Source organism: Rhodobacteraceae bacterium M382 (assembly GCA_025141015.1).
GTDB classification, from domain to species: domain Bacteria; phylum Pseudomonadota; class Alphaproteobacteria; order Rhodobacterales; family Rhodobacteraceae; genus Aliisedimentitalea; species Aliisedimentitalea scapharcae.
Genome location: CP081098.1, coordinates 4,374,133 through 4,399,276, shown reverse-complemented (window position 1 = coordinate 4,399,276; position 25,144 = coordinate 4,374,133). Strand labels below are relative to the sequence as shown.

Annotated in this window: 30 protein-coding genes; 6 read left to right on the top strand and 24 right to left on the bottom strand. The window is 59.3% G+C overall.

Annotated features, from left to right (window positions below):
• Nucleotides 1-12 precede the first annotated feature (12 nt).
• The 6 genes from K3727_20415 to hmgA form a co-directional block, all read right to left on the bottom strand.
• Nucleotides 13-558, bottom strand: a complete 546-nt coding sequence (locus K3727_20415) for a VOC family protein (GenBank protein UWQ91076.1) — start codon at nucleotides 556-558, stop codon at nucleotides 13-15.
• Nucleotides 559-563: 5 nt separating this feature from the next.
• Nucleotides 564-761: a DUF2783 domain-containing protein gene (locus K3727_20410; protein ID UWQ91075.1), complete on the bottom strand. Its 198-nt coding sequence runs from the start codon at nucleotides 759-761 to the stop codon at nucleotides 564-566.
• Nucleotides 762-766: 5 nt separating this feature from the next.
• A complete protein-coding gene (locus tag K3727_20405) occupies nucleotides 767-2,377 on the bottom strand; it encodes an FAD-dependent oxidoreductase (protein ID UWQ91074.1) in 1,611 nt (536 codons plus the stop codon).
• 149 nt (nucleotides 2,378-2,526) lie between these two features.
• On the bottom strand, nucleotides 2,527-3,477 hold the full coding sequence (locus K3727_20400; GenBank protein ID UWQ91073.1) for an MBL fold metallo-hydrolase: 951 nt from the start codon (nucleotides 3,475-3,477) through the stop codon (nucleotides 2,527-2,529).
• An 11-nt stretch (nucleotides 3,478-3,488) separates the two neighbouring features.
• On the bottom strand, nucleotides 3,489-4,748 hold the full coding sequence (fahA, locus tag K3727_20395; protein UWQ91072.1) for a fumarylacetoacetase: 1,260 nt from the start codon (nucleotides 4,746-4,748) through the stop codon (nucleotides 3,489-3,491).
• A gap of 90 nt (nucleotides 4,749-4,838) precedes the next feature.
• A complete protein-coding gene (gene hmgA, locus K3727_20390; protein UWQ93473.1) occupies nucleotides 4,839-6,167 on the bottom strand; it encodes a homogentisate 1,2-dioxygenase in 1,329 nt (442 codons plus the stop codon).
• Between the two features lie 102 nt (nucleotides 6,168-6,269).
• Between hmgA and K3727_20385 the strand changes: the two genes are divergently transcribed.
• The gene (locus K3727_20385) at nucleotides 6,270-6,707 is read left to right on the top strand and encodes a MarR family transcriptional regulator (GenBank protein UWQ91071.1); all 438 of its coding nucleotides are present in this window, start codon (nucleotides 6,270-6,272) and stop codon (nucleotides 6,705-6,707) included.
• A 72-nt stretch (nucleotides 6,708-6,779) separates the two neighbouring features.
• Nucleotides 6,780-8,018 carry an adenylate/guanylate cyclase domain-containing protein gene (locus K3727_20380; GenBank protein UWQ91070.1) on the top strand — a complete coding sequence of 413 codons (1,239 nt, stop codon included), beginning with the start codon at nucleotides 6,780-6,782 and terminating at the stop codon, nucleotides 8,016-8,018.
• A gap of 16 nt (nucleotides 8,019-8,034) precedes the next feature.
• Here K3727_20380 and K3727_20375 read toward each other — a convergent pair whose 3' ends face one another.
• The 5 genes from K3727_20375 to K3727_20355 all read right to left on the bottom strand — a co-directional run bounded on the left by K3727_20375 (nucleotide 8,035) and on the right by K3727_20355 (nucleotide 12,538).
• The gene (locus tag K3727_20375) at nucleotides 8,035-8,844 is read right to left on the bottom strand and encodes a division plane positioning ATPase MipZ (GenBank protein ID UWQ91069.1); all 810 of its coding nucleotides are present in this window, start codon (nucleotides 8,842-8,844) and stop codon (nucleotides 8,035-8,037) included.
• Between the two features lie 137 nt (nucleotides 8,845-8,981).
• Entirely contained in the window at nucleotides 8,982-11,000 is a 2,019-nt protein-coding gene (locus tag K3727_20370; protein ID UWQ91068.1) for a DEAD/DEAH box helicase, read from the bottom strand.
• Between the two features lie 110 nt (nucleotides 11,001-11,110).
• Complete coding sequence (gene rpmE / locus K3727_20365; protein ID UWQ91067.1) at nucleotides 11,111-11,332, bottom strand: 50S ribosomal protein L31; 222 nt, start codon at nucleotides 11,330-11,332, stop codon at nucleotides 11,111-11,113.
• A gap of 11 nt (nucleotides 11,333-11,343) precedes the next feature.
• Nucleotides 11,344-11,718: a 50S ribosomal protein L19 gene (gene rplS / locus K3727_20360; GenBank protein UWQ91066.1), complete on the bottom strand. Its 375-nt coding sequence runs from the start codon at nucleotides 11,716-11,718 to the stop codon at nucleotides 11,344-11,346.
• A 223-nt stretch (nucleotides 11,719-11,941) separates the two neighbouring features.
• On the bottom strand, nucleotides 11,942-12,538 hold the full coding sequence (locus K3727_20355) for a TetR/AcrR family transcriptional regulator (protein ID UWQ91065.1): 597 nt from the start codon (nucleotides 12,536-12,538) through the stop codon (nucleotides 11,942-11,944).
• 101 nt (nucleotides 12,539-12,639) lie between these two features.
• Here K3727_20355 and K3727_20350 point away from each other — a divergent pair, with 101 nt between their 5' ends.
• Nucleotides 12,640-13,224 carry an NAD(P)H-dependent oxidoreductase gene (locus tag K3727_20350; protein UWQ91064.1) on the top strand — a complete coding sequence of 195 codons (585 nt, stop codon included), beginning with the start codon at nucleotides 12,640-12,642 and terminating at the stop codon, nucleotides 13,222-13,224.
• Here the strand turns inward: K3727_20350 and trmD are convergent.
• From trmD to K3727_20295, 11 genes are all read right to left on the bottom strand, one after another.
• Nucleotides 13,221-14,045, bottom strand: a complete 825-nt coding sequence (gene trmD, locus K3727_20345) for a tRNA (guanosine(37)-N1)-methyltransferase TrmD (GenBank protein UWQ91063.1) — start codon at nucleotides 14,043-14,045, stop codon at nucleotides 13,221-13,223. The genes K3727_20350 and trmD overlap by 4 nt on opposite strands.
• A gap of 37 nt (nucleotides 14,046-14,082) precedes the next feature.
• Nucleotides 14,083-14,880 carry a hypothetical protein gene (locus K3727_20340; protein UWQ91062.1) on the bottom strand — a complete coding sequence of 266 codons (798 nt, stop codon included), beginning with the start codon at nucleotides 14,878-14,880 and terminating at the stop codon, nucleotides 14,083-14,085.
• Nucleotides 14,880-15,383, bottom strand: coding sequence for a ribosome maturation factor RimM (gene rimM, locus K3727_20335; GenBank protein ID UWQ91061.1), 504 nt, complete (start codon nucleotides 15,381-15,383; stop codon nucleotides 14,880-14,882). The genes K3727_20340 and rimM overlap by 1 nt, the downstream gene beginning before the upstream one ends.
• A 130-nt stretch (nucleotides 15,384-15,513) precedes the next feature.
• The gene (bluB, locus tag K3727_20330; GenBank protein UWQ91060.1) at nucleotides 15,514-16,152 is read right to left on the bottom strand and encodes a 5,6-dimethylbenzimidazole synthase; all 639 of its coding nucleotides are present in this window, start codon (nucleotides 16,150-16,152) and stop codon (nucleotides 15,514-15,516) included.
• A gap of 7 nt (nucleotides 16,153-16,159) precedes the next feature.
• Nucleotides 16,160-16,519, bottom strand: a complete 360-nt coding sequence (rpsP, locus tag K3727_20325) for a 30S ribosomal protein S16 (GenBank protein ID UWQ91059.1) — start codon at nucleotides 16,517-16,519, stop codon at nucleotides 16,160-16,162.
• Nucleotides 16,520-16,560: 41 nt separating this feature from the next.
• Complete coding sequence (locus K3727_20320) at nucleotides 16,561-16,857, bottom strand: chorismate mutase (GenBank protein UWQ91058.1); 297 nt, start codon at nucleotides 16,855-16,857, stop codon at nucleotides 16,561-16,563.
• A gap of 141 nt (nucleotides 16,858-16,998) precedes the next feature.
• Nucleotides 16,999-17,601 carry a GNAT family N-acetyltransferase gene (locus K3727_20315; protein ID UWQ91057.1) on the bottom strand — a complete coding sequence of 201 codons (603 nt, stop codon included), beginning with the start codon at nucleotides 17,599-17,601 and terminating at the stop codon, nucleotides 16,999-17,001.
• Nucleotides 17,601-18,152 carry a GNAT family N-acetyltransferase gene (locus K3727_20310; protein ID UWQ91056.1) on the bottom strand — a complete coding sequence of 184 codons (552 nt, stop codon included), beginning with the start codon at nucleotides 18,150-18,152 and terminating at the stop codon, nucleotides 17,601-17,603. Before K3727_20310 ends, K3727_20315 begins: the two co-directional genes overlap by 1 nt.
• Nucleotides 18,149-18,685 carry a GNAT family N-acetyltransferase gene (locus K3727_20305; protein UWQ91055.1) on the bottom strand — a complete coding sequence of 179 codons (537 nt, stop codon included), beginning with the start codon at nucleotides 18,683-18,685 and terminating at the stop codon, nucleotides 18,149-18,151. Before K3727_20305 ends, K3727_20310 begins: the two co-directional genes overlap by 4 nt.
• A 4-nt stretch (nucleotides 18,686-18,689) precedes the next feature.
• Nucleotides 18,690-20,207 (bottom strand): signal recognition particle protein, encoded by a 1,518-nt coding sequence (ffh, locus tag K3727_20300; protein ID UWQ91054.1) that lies wholly within the window; start codon nucleotides 20,205-20,207, stop codon nucleotides 18,690-18,692.
• A gap of 207 nt (nucleotides 20,208-20,414) precedes the next feature.
• On the bottom strand, nucleotides 20,415-20,954 hold the full coding sequence (locus tag K3727_20295; protein UWQ91053.1) for a hypothetical protein: 540 nt from the start codon (nucleotides 20,952-20,954) through the stop codon (nucleotides 20,415-20,417).
• A 108-nt stretch (nucleotides 20,955-21,062) separates the two neighbouring features.
• On the opposite strand from K3727_20295, the gene K3727_20290 reads away from it, so the two are divergent.
• On the top strand, nucleotides 21,063-21,593 hold the full coding sequence (locus tag K3727_20290; protein ID UWQ91052.1) for a prolyl-tRNA synthetase associated domain-containing protein: 531 nt from the start codon (nucleotides 21,063-21,065) through the stop codon (nucleotides 21,591-21,593).
• 52 nt (nucleotides 21,594-21,645) lie between these two features.
• On the opposite strand, the gene K3727_20285 is transcribed toward K3727_20290, so the two are convergent.
• Nucleotides 21,646-22,446, bottom strand: coding sequence for an aspartate/glutamate racemase family protein (locus K3727_20285; protein UWQ91051.1), 801 nt, complete (start codon nucleotides 22,444-22,446; stop codon nucleotides 21,646-21,648).
• A 147-nt stretch (nucleotides 22,447-22,593) separates the two neighbouring features.
• On the bottom strand, nucleotides 22,594-23,178 hold the full coding sequence (locus K3727_20280) for an NAD(P)H-dependent oxidoreductase (GenBank protein ID UWQ91050.1): 585 nt from the start codon (nucleotides 23,176-23,178) through the stop codon (nucleotides 22,594-22,596).
• Nucleotides 23,179-23,364: 186 nt separating this feature from the next.
• On the opposite strand from K3727_20280, the gene K3727_20275 reads away from it, so the two are divergent.
• Both K3727_20275 and K3727_20270 read left to right on the top strand, forming a co-directional pair.
• Nucleotides 23,365-24,243, top strand: a complete 879-nt coding sequence (locus K3727_20275; GenBank protein UWQ91049.1) for a LysR family transcriptional regulator — start codon at nucleotides 23,365-23,367, stop codon at nucleotides 24,241-24,243.
• 26 nt (nucleotides 24,244-24,269) lie between these two features.
• Nucleotides 24,270-25,142, top strand: a complete 873-nt coding sequence (locus K3727_20270) for a DMT family transporter (GenBank protein UWQ93472.1) — start codon at nucleotides 24,270-24,272, stop codon at nucleotides 25,140-25,142.
• Nucleotides 25,143-25,144: the final 2 nt, after the last annotated feature.

The following is a 25,144-nucleotide window of genomic DNA, read 5'->3' as shown; positions in this document are numbered from 1 at the left end:
AGGATAGCAGGATCAGGCGTCCTTGTTGAGTTCCTTGGCGTGCAACCAGTCGGCGTGTTTGGGCGCTTTTTTGGTCACGGACCATTCATTCAGCATGTCCCACTTCACCTCGTCCATGCGTTTCAGCATGGCTTCTTCCTCTGGATCCGGGCAGGCCAGCTCGACACGGTGGCCATTGGGATCAAAGAAATAGATCGAATGGAAGATCGAATGGTCGGTCACGCCCAGAACATCGACGCCATTGGCCTCCAGATGCTCTTTGAATTCGATCAGCGTTGCGCGGTCCTTGACCTTGAATGCGATGTGCTGCACCCAGATCGGTGTGTTGGGGTCGCGCCCCATTTCCGGCTTGGTCGGCAGTTCAAAGAACGCCAGCACGTTGCCGTTCCCCGCATCCAGGAACAGATGCATATAGGGGTCGGGTTCATGGGTTGATGGGACATGGTCCTCGGCAATTGCCAGGATGAAATCCATGTTCAGCATCTTGCCATACCATTCAACGGTTTCCTTGGCATCCTTGCAGCGATAGGCAACGTGATGGATTTGTTCGATTTTCATGTTCATCATTCCTCTTTCAGAGCGGCAGCCTTCAGCGCCTGGGTCAGCACGGTGCGATCACCAATGTGATTGGCCAACACCAGGATCAGCCGGGCGTTCAGCGCGTCACTGTCGGTTTTCTCCAGACCTTCGTGGGCAGACAAAAGTTCGGCATAGAAATCATCTGCGCCGTTGATGTTTGGGGTCAGGTTTAGATCGGACATGGGTGTTACTCCTTGCCTGTTGCCCGGCGGATCGCGTGCCGGAACTGGTTTTCATCAAAGCTGGGTCGACGGGCGGCGACGTGCTGGTCCGGGCGGATCAGATAGACACCGCTGTCATTGTCCCCCAGGTACCGCGCCTTGAGCGCCAACGTCGGGTCGTCCTTTACCGACAATGCCAGGCGGGTGACTTCGATGCCGTCCTCTTCGATCAGATCGGGGGCATCGGCGTCGATGGTCAGCAGAGTGAATTTGTCAGCAAGTTTCGGCAACAGGAACTCATCCCCCAACGGGACGTCCGGGCAAGGTGATCCTGGCCGGGTGCGGGCGGGACCATCCAACGCATCGGCCGAATTCAATGGCGACCCGTCATAGGTGCAAGGCACCGACAAACGGCCCGAATTCACCAATGGGCGGGCGAATTCATACTGTTCGCTCAGGTCCAGAACCGCGTCGCGCAGGACGCGGGACATATCGGATTTTGGCGTAATGAAATCGGTCGACCGCGATGAATTCAGAATGTTCTCGTCCGCGCCGTACACACGTTCGTAATCATAGCTGTCCAACAGGCTTTCGGGCGCCTTGCCGTCCATCACCAGTTTCAGTTTCCAACACAGGTTGTCGGTGTCCTGCAGGCCCGAATTTGCGCCACGGGCACCAAAGGGGGAGACCTGATGCGCGGCATCGCCAGCGAAGACCACCCGACCATGACGGAACTGCTCCATCCGGCGGCACTGGAAGGTATAAATCGACACCCACTCCAGTTCGAACTCGACCTCTTCGCCCAACATCGCTTTGAGCCGCGGGATCACGTTTTCGGGCCGCTTTTCGCGTTCCTTGTCGATGTCCCAGCCCAATTGCAGGTCAATACGCCAGACCCCATCGGGTTGCTTGTGCAAAAGAGCGGACTGACCCCGGTTGAACGGCGGGTCAAACCAGAACCAACGTTCGGTTGGGAATTCGGCCTCCATGATCACGTCGGCGATCAGAAAGTTGTCCTCGAACACGCGGCCGACAAAATCCTTGCCCATCATTGCGCGGATCGGGGATCCGGCCCCATCACAGGCGATCAGCCAATCGGCTTCGACGGTATAGGACCCTTCAGGGGTTTCCACTTCGACCTTGACGTGATCATCATGGGTGCCAATGGCTTCGACCTTGTTGCGGCCCCGAATTTCGATGGGTGCCCCTTCGGCCTGCAATTCGCGGACCCGGTTTACCATGTATTCTTCGAAATAATATTGCTGCAGATTGATAAAGGCGGGACGCTGGTGGCCCTCTTCGGGCAGCAGGTTGAAATCATAGACCTGCCGGTCATCAAAGAAGACCTTGCCGATGTTCCATTTCACACCCTTGTCGACCATCGGCTGGCCACAACCCAGACGGTCCAGGATTTCCAGCGGGCGTTTGGCATAACACACAGCGCGCGAGCCAAAGCTGACCTTGTCATTGTCGTCCAGCACCAGCACTTCGACACCCTGCTGGGCCAGATCAATTGCCGCGCCCAGGCCGATGGGGCCGGCGCCGACGACGATCACCTTGTGACGTGCTGGGGATGATGCATCCTGATCCGCATGGCGTTCATACGGATACAGGGGAACTTCAAAAATCTTGTTCATCTGTTCTCCTCCTGAATTCGGGCTGTGCCATGGGCACATCTTCTCTGTGTCCCGGCACGGGTCTGCGCCGGGAGGATGGTTTCATGGTCTCATCGATTGGACCGGGGCAACACGATCTGGATCAAGGTGCCCCGGGCGGCCGTTTTGGGTCAGCCTTGCAGGGCGGCCCACATGTCCAGATCGCGCTGGGCAGTCCAGATCCGCGGTGTGTCGATCCCGCGTGCTTCGTCATAGGCGCGCGCCACGTTGAATGGCAGACAGTGTTCATAGATCGCATAATCGGCGAACTTGGGGTCGCATTCGGCGCGCACCGCGTCCCAGGCTTCTTTCAGCGATCCACCGCGGGCGGCCACTTTGGCAGCCGGGCGATAGGTGCTTTCGACAAAGTCACGGGTGCTTTCGATGGCGCGGTTCACAGCCTCTTTGCCGATCAATGCACCACCGCGACCGGGCGCAATCGCGTCCACGTCAAAGGCCGCTATGTTGTCCAATGTGCTGCCCCAGTCGCCAAAATGTCCATCACCGCAATAACAGGCGGAATGGTCTTCGACGATGTCACCGGTGAACATGACGTTCTGATCCGGCACATGAATGACGATGTCACCTGCTGTATGGGCACGACCCAGATGCATCAGGTCCACACGGCGGTTGCCGAGATAGACGGTCATGTCTTCGGAGAAGGTCGTGGTCGGCCATGTCAGGCCTGGGATGCTTTCGTGACCTTCGAACAGGCGGGGAAACCGTTGGAATTCGCTGTCCCAATCTTCCTGGCCGCGTTCGACAACCATTGCACGGGCGGTGTCGCCCATGATGATCTGCTGCGCATCGAACGCCGAGGCCCCCAACACGCGGACAGCGTGATAGTGGGTCAGGACCACATGGCTGATCGGTTTGTCGGTAACCGAACGCACGCACTCGATGACTTTGTTGGCCAAACGCGGTGTGGCCTGGGCTTCGACGATCATGACGCTGTCGTCACCGATGATTACGCCCGAATTTGGGTCGCCTTCGGCCGTGAACGCATAGAGGCCGTCTCCGATTTCGTCGAAGGTGATTTTCTTTTCTGTCATGTCCCCTTGGGACGCGAATGCTTTTGCCATTTGTCAGATCCTTATTCTGCGGGCCATGTCACGGCGGGCAGGATGGTGCCCACGCAATCGCCAAATCCAATAGTGAACCCATCGCCGCGGGCATTGCCGCGCAGGGTCAGCGTGTCTCCGTCTTCGATAAAGCCGCGGGTTTCCCCGGTGTCGAGCGTGAAGGGTTCGCGCCCGGCCCAGCTGAGCTCCATAAGAGAGCCGTATTCCTCGCGCACAGGGCCAGAAATCGTGCCCGATCCCAGCAGGTCGCCGGCGTTCATCTCGCAGCCACCAATCGCGTGATGGCACAGCTGTTCGGCCGCCGAGTAATACATGCGGTTGTAGTTGGTTTTCGAGATAACCGACGCACTGTCAGCGCCGTTTGGTTGCATCAAAACTTCGAGCTCGATGTCATACAGGCCGTCTTTGCTGCCGTTCAGATAAGGCAGCAATTCCTTGTCCCGCGGCGGGGTGGGCGCGCGGAAGCTCTCCAGCGCGGCGGCGGTCACGATCCATGGGCTGATCGAGGTGCCAAACGCCTTGCCCTGAAACGGGCCGAGCGGCTGGTATTCCCAGCCCTGAATGTCGCGTGCTGACCAGTCGTTCAGCAACACATAGCCAAAGATCATGGCATCGGCCTGATCCACCGTCACGGGCTGGCCAAATTCCGAACCGGTGCCGACAATCGCGCCCATTTCCAGCTCGATGTCGAGCCGCTTGGAGGGGCCAAAGGACGGCATATCTGCGTCCGGTGCCTTGGTCTGGCCATTGGGGCGGTGGATCGGGGTGCCCGAAACCACAACTGACGAGGCGCGCCCATTGTAACCGATCGGAATATGCAGCCAGTTGGCGGGCAGATCCGGAGAGCCGCGCAGGATGGCCCCCATGTTCTGGGCGTGCTGCTTGCCGGCATAAAAGTCGGTGTATTCGCTGACACCAAAAGGCATGTGCAGCGTGACATCGGCCATTGGAACCAGCAACGGTTCGACCTTGTCGCGTTCGGCGGCCCCATCGGAGAGCAGAGCAATCAGGCGATCACGCAGGGCGGCCCAAACGGCAGGCCCTTCGTCCATCAGGTCGTTCCAGATGGGCAGCTCGAACAGGGCATAGTCTGCAAGCGTGATCAACCCGGCGTCTTCAGCGGCCTGCATGTCAAGGATCAAGTCACCGATGGCGACCCCGCAACGGGCATCGTCGCTATCGGTTGAAAACACGCCATACGGCAGGTTGTTCAGCGGGAACGGGTGGTTGGCATCATTTGCCGATGTCACCCAGCTTGTCATCAAGGGCATTGGTTTTCCTTTGTCGGGAGGTGCGTGCAAGCACACACCCTACATTGTGTCGATGCGCCGTAGGGTGCGTGCTTGCACGCACCGTTGGCCTTATTTCAATCCGGGTGTACCATCGAATTTCTTTTCGATGTCGGCCCAGCAATCGATATAGTCATCTTGCAGCGGTGCTTCATTGGCTGCAAATGCGGTGAGATGTTGCGGGAAGCGGGTTTCGAACATGAACGACATGGTGTTTTCCAGCTTTTCCGGCCCCAGGTTTGAATTCGACGCGCCCTCGAACGCATTCTTGTCAGGTCCATGTGGGAGCATCATGTTGTGCAGGCTCATGCCACCTGGAACAAAGCCCTGTGGTTTGGCGTCATACTGGCCGTAGATGTTGCCCATCAGTTCGGACATGATGTTCTTGTGGTACCACGGTGGGCGGAAGGTGTTTTCAGCCACCATCCAGCGGTCCCGGAACAGAACAAAATCGATATTTGCCGTGCCCGGTACACCCGATGGCGCCGTCAACACGGTAAAGATCGATGGATCCGGGTGGTCGAACAGGATCGCACCCACAGGGCAGTACGTTTTGAGGTCATATTTCACGGGTGCATAGTTGCCGTGCCATGCCACCACATCCAAAGGCGACTGACCAATATCCGTGCGATGGAACTGGCCACACCACTTGACGGTGACAGTCGATGGGACCTCCCGGTCTTCAAACGCCGCCACCGGGGCTTTGAAATCACGCGGATTGGCCATGCAGTTGGCCCCAATCGGCCCGCGACCTGGCAGTTCGAATTTCTGACCGTAGTTTTCACAGACAAACCCACGACAGGGGCCGTCCAGAACTTCGACGCGATACACGAGACCACGCGGAATGATGGCGATTTCCTGTGGCTCCAAATCAATGATCCCCAGCTCGGTCGCAAAGCGCAGGCGGCCTTCCTGTGGGACGACCAGCAGTTCGGAATCAGCGGAGAAAAAGTAATCGTCTACCATCGACTCGGTGACCAGATATACATGGCTGGCCATGCCGACCTGGGTGTTCACGTCCCCTGCGGTGGTCATGGTGCGCATACCGGTCAGCCAGGTTTGGCCATCGTCGGAATGGGCAACCGGATCCCAGCGATACTGGCCCAGGCTGATGACATCCGGATCGACGCAGGGCGCGGATGTCCACAGGGGCAGGTCGATCTTGGTGTATCGATGTGAATGTTTGACCGATGGGCGGATGCGATAGCACCAGGTCCGTTCTGGTGGGTCAGCGGTAAAAGCGGTGCCGCTCAACTGTTCGCCATACAAACCATAGTCGCATTTTTGTGGGCTGTTCATACCTTGGGGCAGGGCACCGGGCAGAGCCTCGGTTTCGAAATCATTGCCGAACCCGGGCATGTATCCTTCATTCGGACCGGCAAGTGATGGGGCCTGTACCATCCGATGCGGGGCAATTTGAGGTTTCATTTCGCGCGTTCCTTTTACTTACTGCTTGCTTCGGTAATAGTTGATTTTGTAACTAACAAGGGGAAGGAGATCACAATGACCCAAAAAGATGACTTTGCCTTGCGTGAATTTCTGCCGTTTTTACTGAACCAGGCAGCCGAAGAAAGTTCGCTTGCCTTTCAACAGGTTTACAAGGATCGCTATGGGATGTTGCGCACCGAATGGCGGGTCCTGTTTCATCTGGGAATCTATGGTCAGATGACGGCCAAAGAAATTGGTGATCGGGCAAAAATCCATAAAACCAAGATCTCAAGAGCTGTCCACAAGCTGACGCAAAAGCGATTCGTATCACGGACCAGGGATGAATATGACCGCCGGTCCGAACATTTGGCGCTGACTTCGGCCGGAGAAACCGCCTATCGCGATCTGCGGGCTGTGGCCGAAGACTATGATGTGAAACTGGCAGCCCAGTTTACCAAAGGCGAAGTTGCCCTGCTGCGGATGATGTTGAGACGCCTCGCGGGGATGGAATAAACTGTTGCTCTGGCTCTCGAAATTTCCGAATCCAGACCCATATCAATCGTAACATGCGCAAAGGGGCCGAGGATGGTTGCTGAACCAACACTGACATTGGAATCGGCCGGCCGGGCAATGCCGCTGATCTCCTGGCTCATGCAACAGGGGCTTCAAGGTGCGGGCCAACAAGAGATGTTGCAGGGATACTGCCAGCGTCTCGAGGATATGGGGGTGCCCCTGTGGCGCCTGCATCTGGCACAACGTGCGTTTCATCCGAAATTCGGCGGCCTTGGGTTTAGTTGGACCAGGGCGGATGGCCTGTCGCATGAACATTACGAACACCGCGACTCCCCCCTTGACGAATGGGTGCGCAGCCCATTTTATCAAATTCTGACAAATGGCCTTGATGAGTTTCGCGCCGGGTTGGATGTGAACGAGGATTTCAGTGTTTTTCCGCTGCTCGAGGATCTGCGCGGTCAGGGCGCAACAGAGTATTTCGCCACCGGATTGTGGTTTGAAAAGCCGGACGACCGTGAAATCGACCCCAATCATGCGCCCGAAGGGGTTTTGATTTCCTGGACAACTGACCGGTTGGGCGGGTTTGAGGATGACGACCTGAACATCATCCGCGGGAGCCTTCCGTATTTGGGGCTGGCGTTAAAGTCATCGTCAAATCGGCAGATGGCTGCCGACCTGTTACGGGTCTATCTGGGGCGGGACGCGGGAAAACGGGTGCTCTCTGGCGAAATCCAGCGCGGCTCTTCGCAGCGGATTGATGCGGTGATCTGCTATTTTGACCTCAAGGATTTTACCAGCCTTGCCGAGAGCATTCCGGGCACCGAGCTGATCGAGATGTTGAACGATTATTTCGCCTTGGCGGTTGCAACAATCCAGAACCACGGCGGCAATATTCTCAAATTCATGGGCGACGGCATGTTGACCATGTTTGATCTGGGCAGCATCGAAGAGGATGCCACTGCCGCGTTGAATGCGGCATCCGAACTTCAGGTGAAAATCCGTGACCTGAACCGGACGCGCGAGGCCCAGGGGTTGACCACCACCGGCTTTACCCTCGCGTTGCACGCTGGCGAGATTCTCTATGGCAATATTGGTGCCGAAAACCGCCTGGATTTCACCGTCATCGGGCCGACTGTGAACCTGACCTCGCGGATTTCGGGGATGCACCGGTCCGTTGGGCAAAGCATTATCATTTCAGAACACGTGCATCGCGCCGCGCAACCTGCCTCCCATGATCTGGTGTCATTGGGGCGATATATGCTGCGTGGCGTCGCTGCGCCCATCGAATTGTTCACGATCTTCGAAGGGTGACACCCCCGGCGGCGGCTCAGATCTCGATTTCGACGCCGGGCAGGTTCAGGGCTTTCATCATGTCCCGCAATTCCTGACGCGCAGCGATGTTCGAAATGTTCAGCTGCTTGACCCCGATGTCCTTGAGATCCAGCAGGGTCAATCCACGGGGGAACAATTCGCGGAAAATCACCCGTTCGGAAAATCCGGGCGCGACCCGGAACCCGATGCGTTTGGACAGCATGGTGATGGCGCGTTCCATCTTTTCCTTGTTGACCATACGTTGGGTACCGACACGGTTGCGCACGACGATCCAGTCGATTGGCTTCAGCCCGGCCTGGGCCCGCAGCTGGCGGGCATTCCACACCATTTCCGAATAGACCGATGGTCCGACGATCTTTTCGCCCATTTGATCGGTATGCGCCAACAAATCGAAATCAACAAAGCTGTCGTTGAGCGGCGTGATCAGGGTGTCGGCCAGCGAATGCGCCACCTGGCTAAGCCGCGTGTGTGATCCGGGGCAATCAATCAGGATAAAATCATTGTCTGGCTCCAACGTGGCCACCGCAGCGGACAGTCGATGGTCATAGATGTTTTCGCCGGGTTGCAAAATGGATGCGTCGATTTCGGGCAGATCGTGGCATTCCACCATCGGCAGGTTCAATCCCGCCTTGGTGGCAAAGTCCTGCCGGTTCTCCAGATAGCGGCCCAGCGATCTTTGACGCAGGTCCAGATCCAGCGCGCTGACCTTGTGTCCCAGACGAACCAATGTGGTTGCGACATGCATGGACACCGTCGATTTCCCTGCGCCGCCCTTTTCGTTGCCGACGACTATGATATGCGCCATTGCCTGCGTTCCCCTGCCAATGCGAAACCCGCACGATTTAGTTGACGCGACTATATGTTGTGTCGCGCTTCAAGAAAAGCGTTTGGATGACGAAAGACGCACGGCCCGATGGATGTCGGGCCATGCATGATTGTTTTTTAACTTTTGCGCGGCTTGGATGGGGGCCGTTTTGGGCGGGCATCACCGCCTTTGGGTGCGCCGCCGCTGGTCTTGCGTGCTTTGTTCTTCTTGCTGCTTGGCTTGCCTTTTGGCGGCTGTGGCCCCTTGAGCGTTGGCCGTTTCAACTGGGTAACGGTCATCTTGGGCTCTTCGACAGGTTGCTCTGTCCGTGGCTTTGGCGCGCTTTTCTTGGCAGCAGAGCGTGGCTTGTCCGAATTGTAATCGGGTTTCTCCGACCAACCTTCGCCCTTGCGGTGTTCTTTCGCGCCATGGAGTTTGGGTTTGCCACCATAGGGTTTGGGCTTGTCGCCGTATGCCTTGGGTTTGTCGCCATACGATTTGGGTTTGTCACCGTATGCCTTGGGTTTGTCACCGCGGGGTTTGGGCTTGTTGCCGAATTTGGCGCGACCGCCCTGTCCCAGGTCAGGGGCCTTGTCCAGACGCTTCAGGACTGCTCCTGGTTCTATTTCACCCTTGTCGCCAATGGCTTCCAGGAATGCCGCGACTGCGGTTTCCTTGATTTCTACAAAGGTTTCGGTGTCCTGCACCCGGATGGCACCAAACACATCGCGATCGGTGTTGCCGGCCTTGCACAGCATGGGCAGATACCGACGCGGTTCGGCTCCGGCGTCGCGTCCACCCGCAATCGAAAACCAGACGCTGGGACCAAATGCGGCCCTGTTGTCCGAACGCTCCGGGCGGGAATCCGCTGCGCTCAGCTCTTCGGGGGCCGAGCGTTGGGCGTGATACAGACGCAAATAGGCGGCGGCGATCTGTTCGGGCGTAAACTGATCCAACAGGCCCTGAACAACCGGCGTTTCGGCGTCGGTCACGGCGTCGTGCCAGGTGGCGTCTTGCAACATACGCTCTTGATCGCGGGCACGGACATCATCCGCAGATGGTGCTTCGCCGAATTGCGCGTCCAACTTGGCCCACCGCAACAGACGCGTCGCCTTCGAGCGCATCTTGGGGGGGGCGATCAGCGCGCTGACACCCTTGCGCCCGGCGCGTCCTGTCCGGCCGGACCGGTGCAACAAGGTTTCATGATTGTTGGGCAGCTCGGCGTGGATCACCAGATCCAGCCCCGGCAAATCGATGCCACGCGCCGCGACATCTGTGGCCACACAGACACGGGCACGGCCATCACGCATGGCCTGCAGTGCATGGGTCCGTTCCGTCTGGCTCAATTCACCGGACAGCGCAACGACCGAAAATCCGCGGTTGGACAGTCGGGTAGTCAGCCGGTTCACCATGGCGCGGGTGTTGGCAAAAACGATGGCGTTGGGCGCTTCGTAGTAGCGCAGTACATTGATGATTGCGTTTTCAGCGTCCTGATGGCCGACATGCATCAGCCTGTATTCGATGTCGGCGTGCTGTTCCTTTTCCGCCACTGTGGTGACACGCTGTGCGTCCTTCTGATAGCTCTGCGCCAGCGCCGCGATACCTTTGGGCACGGTGGCAGAAAACATCAGGGTCCGGCGGGTTTCCGGGGCTTCGCCCAGAATGAACTCCAGATCTTCGCGGAACCCCAGGTCCAGCATTTCGTCAGCTTCGTCCAGAACGACACCGCGCACCTGGCTCAGGTCGATGGTGCCGCGCATGATGTGGTCACGCAAACGGCCCGGCGTGGCGACGACGATATGCGCCCCACGCGCCAGCGCCCGGCGTTCGTCGCGCATGTCCATGCCGCCGACGCAGGATGCGAGCGTTGCGCCCGCATTGGCAAAGAGCCAGGACAATTCGCGTTTGACCTGCAAGGCCAATTCCCGCGTTGGTGCGATGATCAAGGCCAGCGGCGCGTCCGCAGCTTCGAATTTTTCACCTTCCAGCAACGTCGGTGCCAATGCCAGGCCAAACCCGACTGTCTTGCCCGATCCGGTCTGTGCCGACACCAACAGATCGCGTTCGGTCAGATCTGGGTCGGTCACGGCGGTCTGCACCGGAGTCAGGGTTTCATAACCACGCTGTTGCAGCGCATCGGCAAGGGCTTGTTTCACGACGGAGCGGCTTTCTCGTGGCAAGGCCACGCAGAGGAGGGAGAAGAGAAATCAAAAAAGGCTGCCTCGAACCAAGGCAGCCTTTGGTGTTTTGGTCCGGCTTGGGAAGCTTAGAAGCCCAGGCCTTCGTATTTTTTCTTGAACTTGGACACACGGCCACCGGTGTCCATCAGGCGCGCACCGCCACCGGTCCATGCGGGGTGCACGGATGGGTCGATGTCCAGCGCCATGGTGTCGCCTTCTTTGCCCCAGGTGGAGCGCATTTCCAGCATGGTGCCGTCGGTCATCTTGACGTTGATGACGTGATATTCGGGATGGGTGTCTTTTTTCATGATACCGCTCCTCAGGCTTTCTTGGGCTTGTAGTGTGCGTCTTCGGCGATACGTGCGGATTTACCACGACGTGCACGCAGATAGTACAGCTTGGCACGACGAACACGACCGCGACGAACGACGGTGATGCTGTCGATATTGGTCGAATGCAGCGGGAACACACGTTCTACGCCTTCGCCAAAGGAAATCTTGCGAACGGTGAACGAACCGGCAATGCCGCTGCCGTTTTTACGGCTGATGCAGACACCTTCATAGTTCTGCACACGCGAGCGCGAGCCTTCGGTCACCTTAAAGCCGACGCGAATGGTATCGCCAGCTTTGAAATCGGGGATGTTATGCCCCAGGGCGGCAATCTGTTCCGCCTCCAGTTCTGCGATCAGGTTCATCTGATCATCTCCTAACTGCTTGCGGTTGTTCCGCAAAGGTTTTCGCCGTCCAAGAGCTCTGAGCCTTCATCGGGTCCGCGTGTCGCGCCCGCCAGAGATTAGCCGTCGTTGCTTTCCATTGCTGTTCACGTTGACCAACCGGTCGAAGAAAACCGGGCGTATGTCAAAACGAAACAGGCCCAGACGACTCAGACGAGTCCCGGACAGGCGGTGTATAGGCAGGTCAGCCGTTTAGATCAAGGGGCGATTGCGGCATCAGCCACAGCGAAAGATAGCGTTCCAAATGCGCGGACGCTGGTCTGTCATTGTGCAGCGCACAAAAGTGCAAGGCGATGGTGTTGATCAGAAAGGCCTGAACACCTTCGGCGAGGATTTCAGGCGACGCATCTGTTCGAAAGACCGAACCGCACAGCCACGGTGTGAGGATCTCGATAAAGCGGCCAAATGTCATGGCGATAGGGCCGATGTCATCCTTTTGGGCTGCCCCTGAATGGCGCAATATCACATCAAAAACATATCGTTCATGCGCCATGAACCGCATCAGAGGGGTCAGCACCGAAATCAGGTTTTGGAGGGATCCCGGAGCGTCCTGTCCCGCCAGATCATCCAGAATTCCGTCGACCCGCGCCCCGATCAGACGATCCATCAGCGCGTCTTTGTCGGGGAAATGGGCAAAGAATGTTCCTTTGGCCACACCAGCGCGGCGCACGACCTCTTCGACACGCAGTGCGCCATAGCCGGTTTCGGAAATCACCTCTTCGGCTGCCGCAACCAAACGGGCGCGGGTTTTGAGCGTGCGGGATTGGAGTGTTTCGGGCATGCGAGGGTTTTTACACAAAATGTGACCGGGGTCAAAAAGTATAATTGACCACGGTCAAATTCTGGTATTTAAAATGACCGTGGTCAATTATGGAGAACGTGATGACACGAAAACGCATTCTGATTCTGGATGGGCACCCAGCCCGCTCTTCGATTTCCCATCAGCTGGCGCGCACCTATTTTGATGCGGCCAAACAAAATGGACATGACGCCAGAATCGTGGCGCTCCATGATCTGGATTTTGATCCCGACTATGGGTTTGGGGGGTATAAAAACCAAAAGCCGCTCGAACCGGATCTTGAATCGTTTCTGGACTCTCTGGAGTGGTGCGAGCATTTCGTCATGACCAGCCCCATGTGGTGGGGTGGGTTGCCAGCGAAACTCAAAGGGTTGATCGACAGGACGTTTTTGCCCGGGCGAACGTTTGATCCCAGGGGCACAGGGTTGCCGAAACCGCTGTTATCGGGGCGCAGCGCCCATGTCATCCTGACCTCGGACAGCCCGTGGTGGTATTTTCGGTTCTTGTTGAACCGTCCGCTGTATTGGCAGCTGAAAAGACAAATCCTTGGGTTTGTCGGCTTCAAACCAGTCAAGGTGATGCATTTTGCACAGGCCAGCCATCCAAAAGACAAAGACGTCGACGCCTGGATGCAGAAAGTCAGCGTAATGGGAACCCGGGCGGCCTAGTCGGGCTTCTTCCTGCTATGGACATCCCACAAGTCTGGGCGCCTTTCCCGGGTGATCTTTTCGCTCATCTCGTGACGCCATTCAGCGACCTTGCCGTGGTGCCCGGACATCAGCACATCGGGGATCGGGCGTCCCTTCCACTCTGCGGGACGGGTGTATTGCGGATGTTCCAGCAAACCGGAGGAAAAGCTTTCCTCTTCGGTCGAAGCCTGGTTGCCCAATACGCCCGGAATCAGTCGCACGGTAGCGTCGATCAGCGCCTGTGCGGCGATTTCACCGCCGGTCATTACAAAATCGCCCAAGGAAACTTCCTGAATGCCATAATGTTCCAGCACCCGCTCATCGACCCCTTCGAACCGGCCACACAACAGCGTCACGCCGTCACAGCGCGCCAGGCCCTGCATCATCTTTTGATCCATCGGGCGGCCGCGCGGTGACAGGTAGATGATGGGCCAATGGCCCTGCACACCTGCCATCGTGTGCTCGATGGCATCGCCCAAAACATCTGGACGCAGAACCATGCCCGCACCACCACCGGCAGGGGTGTCATCGACATTGCGATGCTTGCCCACGCCGAATTCCCTCAGATCCACGGTCTCCAACTGCCACAACCCCTGTTGCAGCGCTTTGCCTGTCAGGCTTTCTCCCAGCACGCCGGGAAAGGCGGTTGGGAACAGTGTGATGATCTTGGCCTTCCACACGCCCACCAGATCTGGCGTCGGCGTCATCAGCTCACGCGGTTGAAACGTGGGGCGGATTGCCTTGCGGCCATGGGATTTGGCGGGTGCGTGTGCGGGTGTATGGGGCGTATCGTCGGACATATTCGCCTCTTATCGCGTGCCGGGGCAAAAGGAAACGTCAGCTTTTGGGCAGCCGGGTCCAGCTTTTGCGCAGGAGCTGGCGGCGTAGCCTCTCGGCCTCCCTGTCGCTGATCGTGCTCTGGTTGATGGAGAGCAATTCATCGCGCAGATCAGGCGAGCCCTGTACATTGCTCCGGACGGGGAGCGTAAGTGCCTCTACCACATGTGCAGGCAGCCCGAGCAGATCAAAAACCGGACCCAGCGGACCCAGCGGACCTGTCATGTCCTCCAATGCGGTTTCGCGAATTGTAATCGGGTGAATGGCCTGTCGGATGGCTTCGACCTGGCCGGATAAATCTGCGGCCGCGCCATATTGCTTCACGAATGCGTCCAGGGGGATCGTCAGACGCCCGGCGCGCAACAATTGCCAATAACAACTGTCCAGCCAACCGCTGCGCCGCGTGGAGAGATAAAACAGCAATTCAACAGAGGGCCCCATGACTTCGGTTATCGCGGTGCATATCGCCTGCATCAGCGCCGGTGCCGCAGAATAGTCCCGGACCCCATGGCGGCCGACCAGAAATCCGCACAGATCCTCGGTCGAGATCAACATAGGGCGGGGGTCATCCGGGTCACAGGCTTCGAGGACGCTGGCAAATTCCATCAGAAAAACCGCCAGGGTCAGGGGGTCTTTGTCCTTGGAATAGGCTTGGGCCGAACGGGCAGCAGACAGGATGTCGTCGCGAAACACCAGTTGAACATGGGGCGACAACAGGTCGGCCTGTGCAGCCAATGCAGTTTGAACCGTGGTTGTCGCCGTCTTGTGAAATCCAGGATGAACGACAATCCGACGCATCAGAAAACCCCGTCAGGCGGGTCAATGACAATGCGGCGTTGGTCCAGATCCACAGTGGGGACCGCAGCCAAAGTGAACGGCAGCAGGACCGCTTCCTTCAGGCCCGGGCCCTGAATATCCAACAGATCCGAGGCGCCGTGGTTGAGCACCTGTTTTACCTGTCCGATCAGCGCGCCACCGGTGTCATACACATCCACGCCGATCAGATCGGCGTGATAGTATTCATCATCCGGCAGAGAGGGGAGCTGATCGCGTCGCGCAAACAGGCGCAATCCCTTGATCGCGTCGCCCTGTTCCTTGGTTTCGACTCCGCCCAGACGGGCAGTGAACCCGCCTTTGACCGCGCGGATCAGATGCAGCGAATAGCTTTGGCTGCCGTCTTCGTTGGTCAGGGGGGAATAGGTTTCGATTTCGTCCGGGATGGCACAGAAACTCTTGATGCGCACTTCGCCACGCACACCATAAGATCCGCTCACGGCGCCAACACAAATAAGGTCACTCATGGTTTCATCTCCGTCGCAGAACTCGGGTCAATCCAAAGAAAGGGGTGCCCGATACGGTGATCTTTCGCAAGATCAGTAAAACAAGTCCCTGACCAAAAGGCCAAGGTTTCGATGGAAGATCTGACAGGGTTTACCGCGTTTCGATCGGCACCGCGGGCAGGCGGTCTTCCCAGCCCTTGGTTTCCAGTTCGGGCGTCAATGCCGTGTCTTCCGGATGACCCAGACAGAAATAGCCAATGAGTTGCCAGGCAGTTGGTACATCCAGATCGGCGTTCAGTTGGTCGGGATCCAGAACAGACACCCACCCCAGCCCGAGGCCTTCGGCCCGCAGGGCCAGCCAGAACAGGGTGATGGCCGTGACCACGGAATAGCGCCGCATTTCCGGCATGGTGGCAGCGCCCAACCCATGGCCCTTGGCGGTGGCATCGTCGCAGTAGATCGCCAGTTGCACCGGAGCTTCGCGCATGCCGGATAGCTTTAGCCGGCTGTAACGCGCTGCCCTGTCACCAGAATATCCGGTAAGCGCCTGTGCATTGGCCGCTTCAAAATTCTCGAGCGCCGCCGCGCGGGCGGTATCGCTGGTCACGCGGATCACGCGCCAGGGTTCGCTCAACCCCACCGAAGGGGCCAGTCGAAAGGCGTCGAGGCAGCGCGTCAGCACCGCCTCGTCCACCGGATCCGTGCGGAACCGGCGCACATCGCGCCGGAGCCGCATCAGCAGATCAAGCTGATCGCGGAATTCATCATCGAATTCAGCGTTCCGCGTCATCCCAATCTTATTCCGCGTCGGCAGAAGCGTCTGCTGCCTTGGCAGCTTTCTCTTCGGCGCGCTCCTGGGCTTTCTTGCCTGGGGTGCCTTTTTTCGGGTTCGAACGCTCGGTCTTTTCGCGCAGGCCGGCTGCTTCGAGCATACGAGCGATACGGTCGGTGGGCTGGGCACCCTGGCTCAGCCAGTACTGAACGCGTTCTGCGTTCATTTTTACGCGCTCTTCGCTGTCTTTGGGCAGCAGCGGGTTGTAGGTGCCCAGCTTTTCGATGAAGCGGCCGTCGCGCGGCATGCGGCTGTCGGCCGCCACGATGCGATAGAAGGGACGCTTTTTCGAGCCGCCGCGGGCGAGACGAATTTTCATAGCCATGGGTGTATCTCCTTTAGATGGCGTAAGCAGGCAAGGGCCTGTTATTCTTGGTGTTTCTTGTGGTGTTGGATGACTTCCTGAATGATGAAATTCAGAAAATTCTTGGCGAATTCGGGGTCCAGATCGGCCCGATTGGCCAGATCTTCGAGCCGCGCGATCTGTGTCGCTTCGCGGCTCGGGTCGGAGGGGGGCAGGTCATGTTCCGCCTTGAGGCGGCCCACGGCCTGGGTGTGTTTGAACCGCTCGCCCAGCGTATAAACCAGGATGGCATCGAGCCGGTCGATGCTTTCGCGGTGTTCTTTCAGCAGCTCGGCTGCGCGGGTCACGGGATCAGTCATGCGGGCCTCTGCACTGCGGCGTTGAACGGGCGGAAAACGAAAAAAACCGGGGGGTGACATGCGTGCACCACGCGTGCACCACCCGTGCACCGCCGCGACGCAGCATCAACACCCGAAAAACGGCGGAACATATCAGTCCATTCAGTCAATGGCCCAGCCTTTCGGTTTGAACAGCGGATCGGCGTAGTGGCTGATTTCCATGTCGATGCCATGCGACAGCTGAGAATCGGTCAGCTGCGCGGGCGAGGGATGGCGATAGACCGCGTCGTTGCCGTCGATGGTCTGGGCGTCATTGTCCTTTTTTGCACCCAGCCGTTCGGCCAACCGGATCGAATCCAGGTTCTTGGGGTCGAGATAGCTGACCGCTGTCTCCCAACCCATCTGGGTGTAGAAATAATTGCGTGCCGCATGGGTCGCCTCGAGCGCATAGCCGTGACCGGCGGCATCGGGCCAGATGATCCAGGCGATTTCACGTTCGGGCCAGGCCGCAGGCATCCAGCCCCCGGCCATGCCATAGGTTTCATCCGTCACCTTGTCGTGGATCATCCACATGCCAAAGCCGCGCACCTGCCAGTGGCCGATTTCGGCGGCATAGAGCATCCAGGCCTCATAGGTGTTCAGAGGCCCGCCCATAAAACGCGAGCGGTAAGAGCTGAACGTGGCCTTGAAATCCGGGTAATCCTCGGCTTCGGGGCCACGCAGGACCAGACGTTTGGTTTCGATGACGGGGATATTCTTGGGCATCAGGCATAGGCCTCCATGCCGCCGTTGACCACAGCGTCAGGTCCCGGATGGCGCCACACATGGGTGGTGCCAAAGGCCGGGTGTTCGTATTCAGATTCGAATGTCGCGCCGAGGCGTTCGGCCACCCGTTGGCTGGGGGTGTTGGCCGGATCAATCAGGCTGATCGCGGTGGGCCAGCCCAGAATGTCATAGGCATAGGCGCGCGCGGCCAGCGCCGCTTCGGTTGCGTAACCTTTGCCGGTGGCGCCGTTCATCAGGGTCCAGCCGATTTCCGATTCGGGCCAGCCTTCGGGCCCCCACAGGCCGACGTGACCGAGGAACGTGCCGGTTTCCTTGTCATCCAGCGCCCAGAAGCCATAGCCGCGCATCACCCAATGGCCCAGCAGCATGGCGATGGACCGCCATGTTTCGTCGCGCCGTTTCGGGCCGCCGACGAATTTGGAGGCGTCGGAGGCAAAGAAGGCGGCTTCGGCGTCCAGATCGGCCTCGCAGGGGGCGCGCAGGATCAGGCGTTCGGTTTCCAGCCGGGGGATGTTGATGTCCAATGTCATGCGGCACCTGTTGTCAGGTCAGCCGGGGCCGGGTGGCGGTACACCATTTCGGTCCCGTGGCTGACATTTTCATAGGTGCGTTCGTGCCAGGCACCCAGACGTTCGGCCAGCGCGACGGAGCGGGCGTTGCCCGGAAAGATGTTGCTGGAGAGCGTGTCGAATTCCAGCACCTCATAGGCATAGCGGCGGGCCTCAATCGCGGCCTCGCGGGCGTACCCTTTGCCTTCGGCGCCTTCGAACATGACCCAGCCCAGTTCCGGCTCGGGCCAACCTTCGGGGGCCCAGAGACCGACAAAGCCAACCGGGTCACCGTCGCGGGTGTCGACCATCCAGAAGCCAAAGCCGTGCAGCGCCCAATGGCCGATCAGGCTGGCGAACCAGCGCCAGGCGTTGTTGCGGTCCAACGGTCCGCCGAATCCCCACGACCGATCCGCATCCGCAAAAAATGCGGCCACGGTTTCAAAATCCGTTGCAACCGGTGCGCGCAGCACCAGACGGTCGGTTTTGAGGGTGGGGATGTCGAGAGTCAGCATGGAATTATTTCTTTTTCCCGAACCCGCTGAGACCACCGGGCAGACCCATGCCGCCGCCCAAACCGGGCAGGCCGCCGGGCATACCGCGTCCGCCGCCCATCGCCTTGGCCGCGGCCTCCAGCGCCTTGGGGTCCATGCCTGCGGCCATCTCTTCGGGCGAGGGGCCGCCCTTGCCGCCGAACATGCCGGACATGGCCTGTTTCAGCATCTTGCCTTTGCCCATCTTGCCCATCTTTTTCATCACGTCGGACATCTGGCGGTGCATTTTCAGCAATTTGTTCAGGTCGCTGACCTGTTGGCCCGCACCGGCGGCGATGCGTTTTTTGCGCGATGCCTGGAGCAACGCGGGGTTGGCGCGTTCCTTTTTGGTCATGGATTGGATCAGGGCGATCTGACGTTGGATGACCTTGTCGTCCATGCCGGCGTCCTGCACCTGTTTGGCCATTTTGCCCATGCCGGGCATCATCGACATCATGCCTTCCATGCCGCCCATCTTGAGCATCTGATCGAGCTGCATTTTCAGGTCATTCATATTGAAATGACCCTTCATCATGCGCTTCATCATGCGTTCGGCCTGTTCGGCCTCGATGGTGTCCTGGGCCTTTTCGACCAGCGCCACGATGTCGCCCATGCCCAGAATCCGACCGGCGATGCGATCGGGCTCAAAGGTTTCGATGGCGTCCATCTTTTCGCCCAGACCGACAAAGCGGATGGGTTTGCCGGTGACGGCGCGCATCGACAGCGCAGCACCGCCGCGCCCGTCGCCGTCCATCCGGGTCAGGACCACGCCGGAGATGCCGATCTTGTCATCAAATTCCTGGGCGACCTCGACCGCGACCTGACCGGTCAGGCCATCGACCACCAGCAGGGTTTCGCGCGGGTCGACCACATTGCGGACGTCTTCGACCTCCTGCATCAGGATTTCGTCGATGTGCAGGCGCCCGGCGGTGTCGAGCATATAAACGTCATAGCCACCCAGCGCGGCCTGCTGTTTGGCGCGTTTGGCGATGTCGACAGGTTTCTGGCCCTTGACGATGGGCAGGGTATCGACGCCGATCTGGGCACCGAGCACGGCCAGCTGGTCCATCGCGGCGGGGCGGTAGATGTCGAGCGAAGCCATCAGGACCTTTTTGCCGTCGCGATCCTTGAGCCGTTTGGCGAGTTTGCCGGTGGTGGTGGTTTTACCGCCGCCCTGCAGGCCGACCATCAGGATCGGCGCGGGTGGGTTGTCGATTTTCAGCTTGCCGGGGTCTTCGTCGCCGCGCAGCGTGTCGACCAGCGCGTCATGCACGATCTTGACGACCTGCTGGCCGGGGGTGACCGATTTGGTGACCGATTGGCCGGTGGCCTGATCCTGGACCTTTTTGATGAATTCGCGTGCCACCGGCAGCGAGACGTCGGCCTCGAGCAGGGCAACGCGGACTTCGCGCAGGGCGGTTTTGACGTCTTCTTCGGAGAGGGCGCCCTGTTTGGTCAGGCGATCAAAGACGCCGGAGAGGCGTTCGGATAGATTTTCAAACATGCCTGCGGGCTCCTTCGCCGGTTCATCTGGGGCGCTTCCAATGTAGGAAGCAGGGGTTCAATTCACAATTGCCGCCCCGCCCAATTTGGACTGTGGAGGCAAACCATACAGTTTTGCCCCCACGGGCGAAACTCGCTGGTGGGGGGCGATCCCTGAACGCATGTCAGGGACCGGAAGGTTTCTCACTTCCGGATGTTTGGGCAGGCGTTACGCCGATTGGGCGTCAGAGTCAAGCGGGCCAGAGTCAAGCGGGCCAGAGTCCTGAGGTGTGGCGGGCAGCCAGGCGTTGACCGCGTCGGTCAGACGCTGTGCTCCGGCCCCGGAGGTATAGGAGGCGACAATCGGGTGGTGCCCCGCGCTCATCCCGTCGTCCAGCACCAGAACCGGACGGTGCAGCGTGCGGGTGCGGCCATCGCGGCGCGACGTGGTGGTTTCGGTGACGGCATGGGACAGGTCAGAGAGCCTGTGTTCGACGGCGGTATAGCCGAACACCGATTGCCGCCGCAGGATGATTTTATCGGCGCTGCGATCAAAAATGACCTGAACCCGGCGCACAAAGACACAAAAGGCAGCCACCCCCATACCACCGCCAAACACCACAAAGATCAGCCCGGCCCAGACGCCGGTCGACACAATGGCAAGACCGGGACCGACAAAGGCGAGGATGAAAAACACCAGCATGATTCCGATCAGCCAGGGGGTATCGGACAGGATCAGCTGATCCGGGGTGTTGCGTGTGACCTTCATGTCGGCAGTGTAGCAAAGCCCGCCCGTCTGGAAAGGGGGGACTTGCACCGGCGGGTGACGTGTTTCATGTAGGCCCCACCGGTGATTTGAGCCCAAAGTGAGACTGACATGGACGCTTCTTTGACCTATCAGGACAGCCTGCCTGTTTCCTCGGACGCGCTGTTGGCGCGGTTGGATGGTTGGGGGATCGGCTATCGACTGCACAGCCATGTGCCGCTGCGCACGGTCGAAGACAGCAAGGCCGTCGAGGACCAGTTCATGGTGCCGGGCGAGAATGCGCTGCGGATCAAGAACCTGTATCTGCGCGACAAGAAAAAGCGCAATTACCTGATCACATTGCAGCAGGATCGCGAGATCGACCTGAAGGCGCTGGGTGCCGAGCTGGGGATTGGCAACCTGTCGTTTGGGTCTGCGGATCGGTTGTTGCAAAATCTGGGCATTCGCCCCGGCGCGGTCAGCCCGTTGGCCATGGTGAATGGCGTGGACAACGGCGTACAGTTTTTCATGGAGTCAGCCGCGCAACAGGCCGATGTCATTTATATGCATCCGCTGGTGAATGATCGGACCGTGGCCATGGACCGGGGGGATATGATGGCGTTTTTTGACCGGATCGGCTGTGCGGTGAATTGGCTGCCCTGATCACGGGCCTGATCGCGGGCCTGACGGCGGGCATAGGCGGACCCAGACGCAGTCAGGGCGTCTGATCATCCCCCAGCGCGCGGTCCAGAGCGGATTGAACATGGGCCGCCGAGGGGTTGATGAACAGATGCCCGTCGGCGTGAAAGCTGACATCATCCAGATGATCGGGAAAGGCCAGCGGCAATTCCGTGCAGGCCAGGATGATTGCGGTGCCGGGCGTGGCATGACGGTTGCAGACCCGCAGCAACCGGGCGCGGGCCTTGGGCGCGGCATCCCCATTGGAAATGCCGTGGAGATCATCGTCGATCATGGATTGCATTTCGGCGATGTCGGGATCGGGCAATTGCGCATTCGCAGCGATGCCCGCAGCCGCCAGATGGCGGGCATAGCTGTCTGATTGCATGGTGACGGTGGTGCCCAGCACCAGGGCCGCGTTTGCGCCGGTGGCGGCTGTGCCCCGTTTGGTGCCCCGTTTGGTGCCCCGTTTGGTGGCGGTGGCTGTGGCTTCGTAAATGCTGAGGACGGGCAGGGTGACCCCACGCGTGATGGCGTGCAGGCGCGCGTGCGGTGTGTTGGAGGCGATGATGGCGAAATCACACCCCGCCCCCTGAAGGGTGAGCAGCGCGGTGCGGAACACGGTGTCAAAAGCGGCCCAGCTGGGGTCATCGCCGGGGGATCCGCGCAGGGCGCGGGTCTGGGCCTGAACCACGGATTCGATGGTCATGGGCGGGATCGGCACAGGCGCGGTATGGCCCTGAGCCGCCGCGCGGCGAGAGGCCCCCTGGGCAATGGCGCGATAATAATCGAGCGTCGAAGCCCAGCCGACGCCGCCCAGAATGCCGATCTTTTTCATCTGCGCTCTCTCTCTTTCTGACTGTGTGCAACCATTGGTGGGTACCCTATTTTGTGGGGGCCATGGTTTCCAGTGCCGAAAAAGAGCATGTCGCAGAGCGGGGCCCGGGCTGTGAAAGATCCGGGTCCCGCCAGGTTATCACTGTGCTCAGGCGGCCAATTTGGCGATTTCGCCCTGGGCCTTGGTCAGGGCGGCGGTGGCATCGGCGGCGGTGCCTTCGGCGGCGACAAATTCGATTTCGGTGATGCCGACAAAGTTCAGAACCTGGGTCAAATAGGTCGATGCAAAATCGACCGGCGCGCCCATCGGAACCCCACCCGAGGCATAGGCCACAATGGCGCGTTTGCCGGTCAGCAGGCCCTGAGGGCCGGTTTCGGTATAGTGGAACGTGCGGCCCACGCGGGCGACCAGATCAATCCACAGCTTTAGGCTGGCGGGAGCCGAAAAGTTATAGACCGGCAGGCCGATGACGATGGTATCGGCGGCGATCAGTTCATCAACCAGCGCATCGGATTGGGCCAAAGCGGCGGTCTGGGCGTCGGTGCGCAGGTCGGCGGGGGTGAAATTGGCACCGATCCAGGTTTCGGAGATCTGTGGCAGCTCCTGTTGCGCCAGATCCCGGCGGATGACCTGGTCGGGGGTCAGGTGGTCAACGATTTGCGATGACAGGATACGGCTGGCGGAATCCGAGAAACGGGCGGAGCTGTCGATATGGAGGAGCGTGTGTGTCATGGTCTGGACCCTTGTGTGGTTTTGTGCGTGTTTGCATGTGATGAGGGTCAAATGGGTTCTTGCAAAAACGAACGCAATGTCGGATATCTCACATGTACTGTGCGTTTTTGCGTAGTGATGGATTTTGCGGTATGACGACATTTGTGAACAACAAAATTTGCGAACAAAGGTGAGCCTGAGGTGAGCATGGACAATTGGGATGAAGTGCGCACCGCCTATCAGGTGGCGCGTATGGGCACCGTCAGCGGTGCGGCGGAAGTGTTGGGGGTGCATCATGCCACGGTGATCCGCCATATTGATGCGATCGAAGCGCGGTTGGGGGTCAAGCTGTTTCAGCGCCATGCACGGGGGTATACCCCGACCGAGGCCGGACAGGATCTGTTGCGGGTGGCGCAGGCGACCGATGATCAGTTCAGCCAGCTGGTCGGGCGGCTGAAGGGGCAGGGCAATGATGTATCCGGCGAATTGGTGGTGACGTCGCTGGCCTCCGTGGCGCCTCTGTTGTCGCCGGTGTTGGTGGATTTTCAGCGCGAACACCCGGGTCTGATCATTCGCTATCTCACCGGAGACCGGGTGTTCCGGCTGGAATATGGCGAGGCCCATGTGGCGATCCGGGCCGGCAATGCGCCGGAACAGCCCGACAATGTGGTGCAGCCGTTCATGGCCCAGGAGATGGGGCTGTATGCGTCGCAATCCTATGTGGACGTCTATGGTGTGCCGGCGGACACGAATGATTTTGCCAACCATCGCTTTGTCGGCAATGACGACGTCAACAGCCGCGCCCCGTTTTCGCGCTGGCTGCGGGAGTTTGTGCCGCCCGAGGCGATTTCGTTCCTGTGCACCAACACGATCACCATGCGCGAAGCGGTCCTGCAGGGGGCCGGGATCGGGTTCTTTTCGACCTGGGAGGCCAAGAGTTATCCCGAGCTGGTGCAGGTGATGGAGCCTGTGCCGGAGTGGTCGGGCAAGCTGTGGCTGGTGACCCATGTGGATCTGCACCGCACGACCAAGGTGCAGACCTTTCTAAAATTTCTGAAATCCCGCGCCAAGGAGTGGACCTGTTGACACCTGAGCTGCGTGGGCATCTGGCGATGCTGATCTTCTCCTCGCTGGTGGCGGGGTCGTTTTCGTTGGGGTCCATGGTGGCCAATGAAATCGCACCCGAGGCGCTGACCGCGGTGCGGTTCGGGTTGGCGGCGATTGTCATCGGGTTGGCGGCGATGATGACAAAGGGGCTGAAACGGCAGGATTTTGCCGCGCCCTGGCGGTATCTGGTGCTGGGGGGGCTGTTTGCGGCCTATTTCGTGCTGATGTTTTACGGGCTGAAAACCGCACCCCCAGTCAGCGCGGCGGCGGTGTTCACCCTGACCCCGGTGATGAGCGGTATCGTCGGCTGGTTCCTGTTGCGCCAGATCACCACCCCGCGCATGGCGCTGGCGTTGGCGATTGGCGGGGCGGGGGCGCTGTGGGTGATTTTTCGTGCGGATCTGGCGGCGCTGATGGAGTTCAAGGTCGGGCAGGGCGAGATCATCTATTTCGTCGGCTGCGCCAGCCACGCGATCTATACGCCGATGGTGCGCAAGCTGAACCGCGGGGAAAGCCCGGTGGTGTTTACCTTTGGTACCTTGGTGGCGGGGGGCGTTTTGCTGACCATCTATGGCTGGCATGACATCCGGGCCACCGATTGGATGGGGCTGCCCGGGATCGTGTGGATCGGTTTGGCCTATCTGGTGGTGTTCGCCACGGCGGCGTCATTCGTGTTGCTGCAATTCGCGGCGATGAACCTGCCATCGGCCAAAGTGATGGCCTATACCTATCTGGTGCCCAGCTGGGTGATCCTGTGGGAAATCGCGCTGGGCAACGGTGTGCCCAACGGGCTGGTATTGGTCGGGATCGTGATGACGGTTGTCGCCCTGGTGATGCTGCTGGAGGGCAGCGGGCGCGCAAAGCTTCAGCGCGGATAATC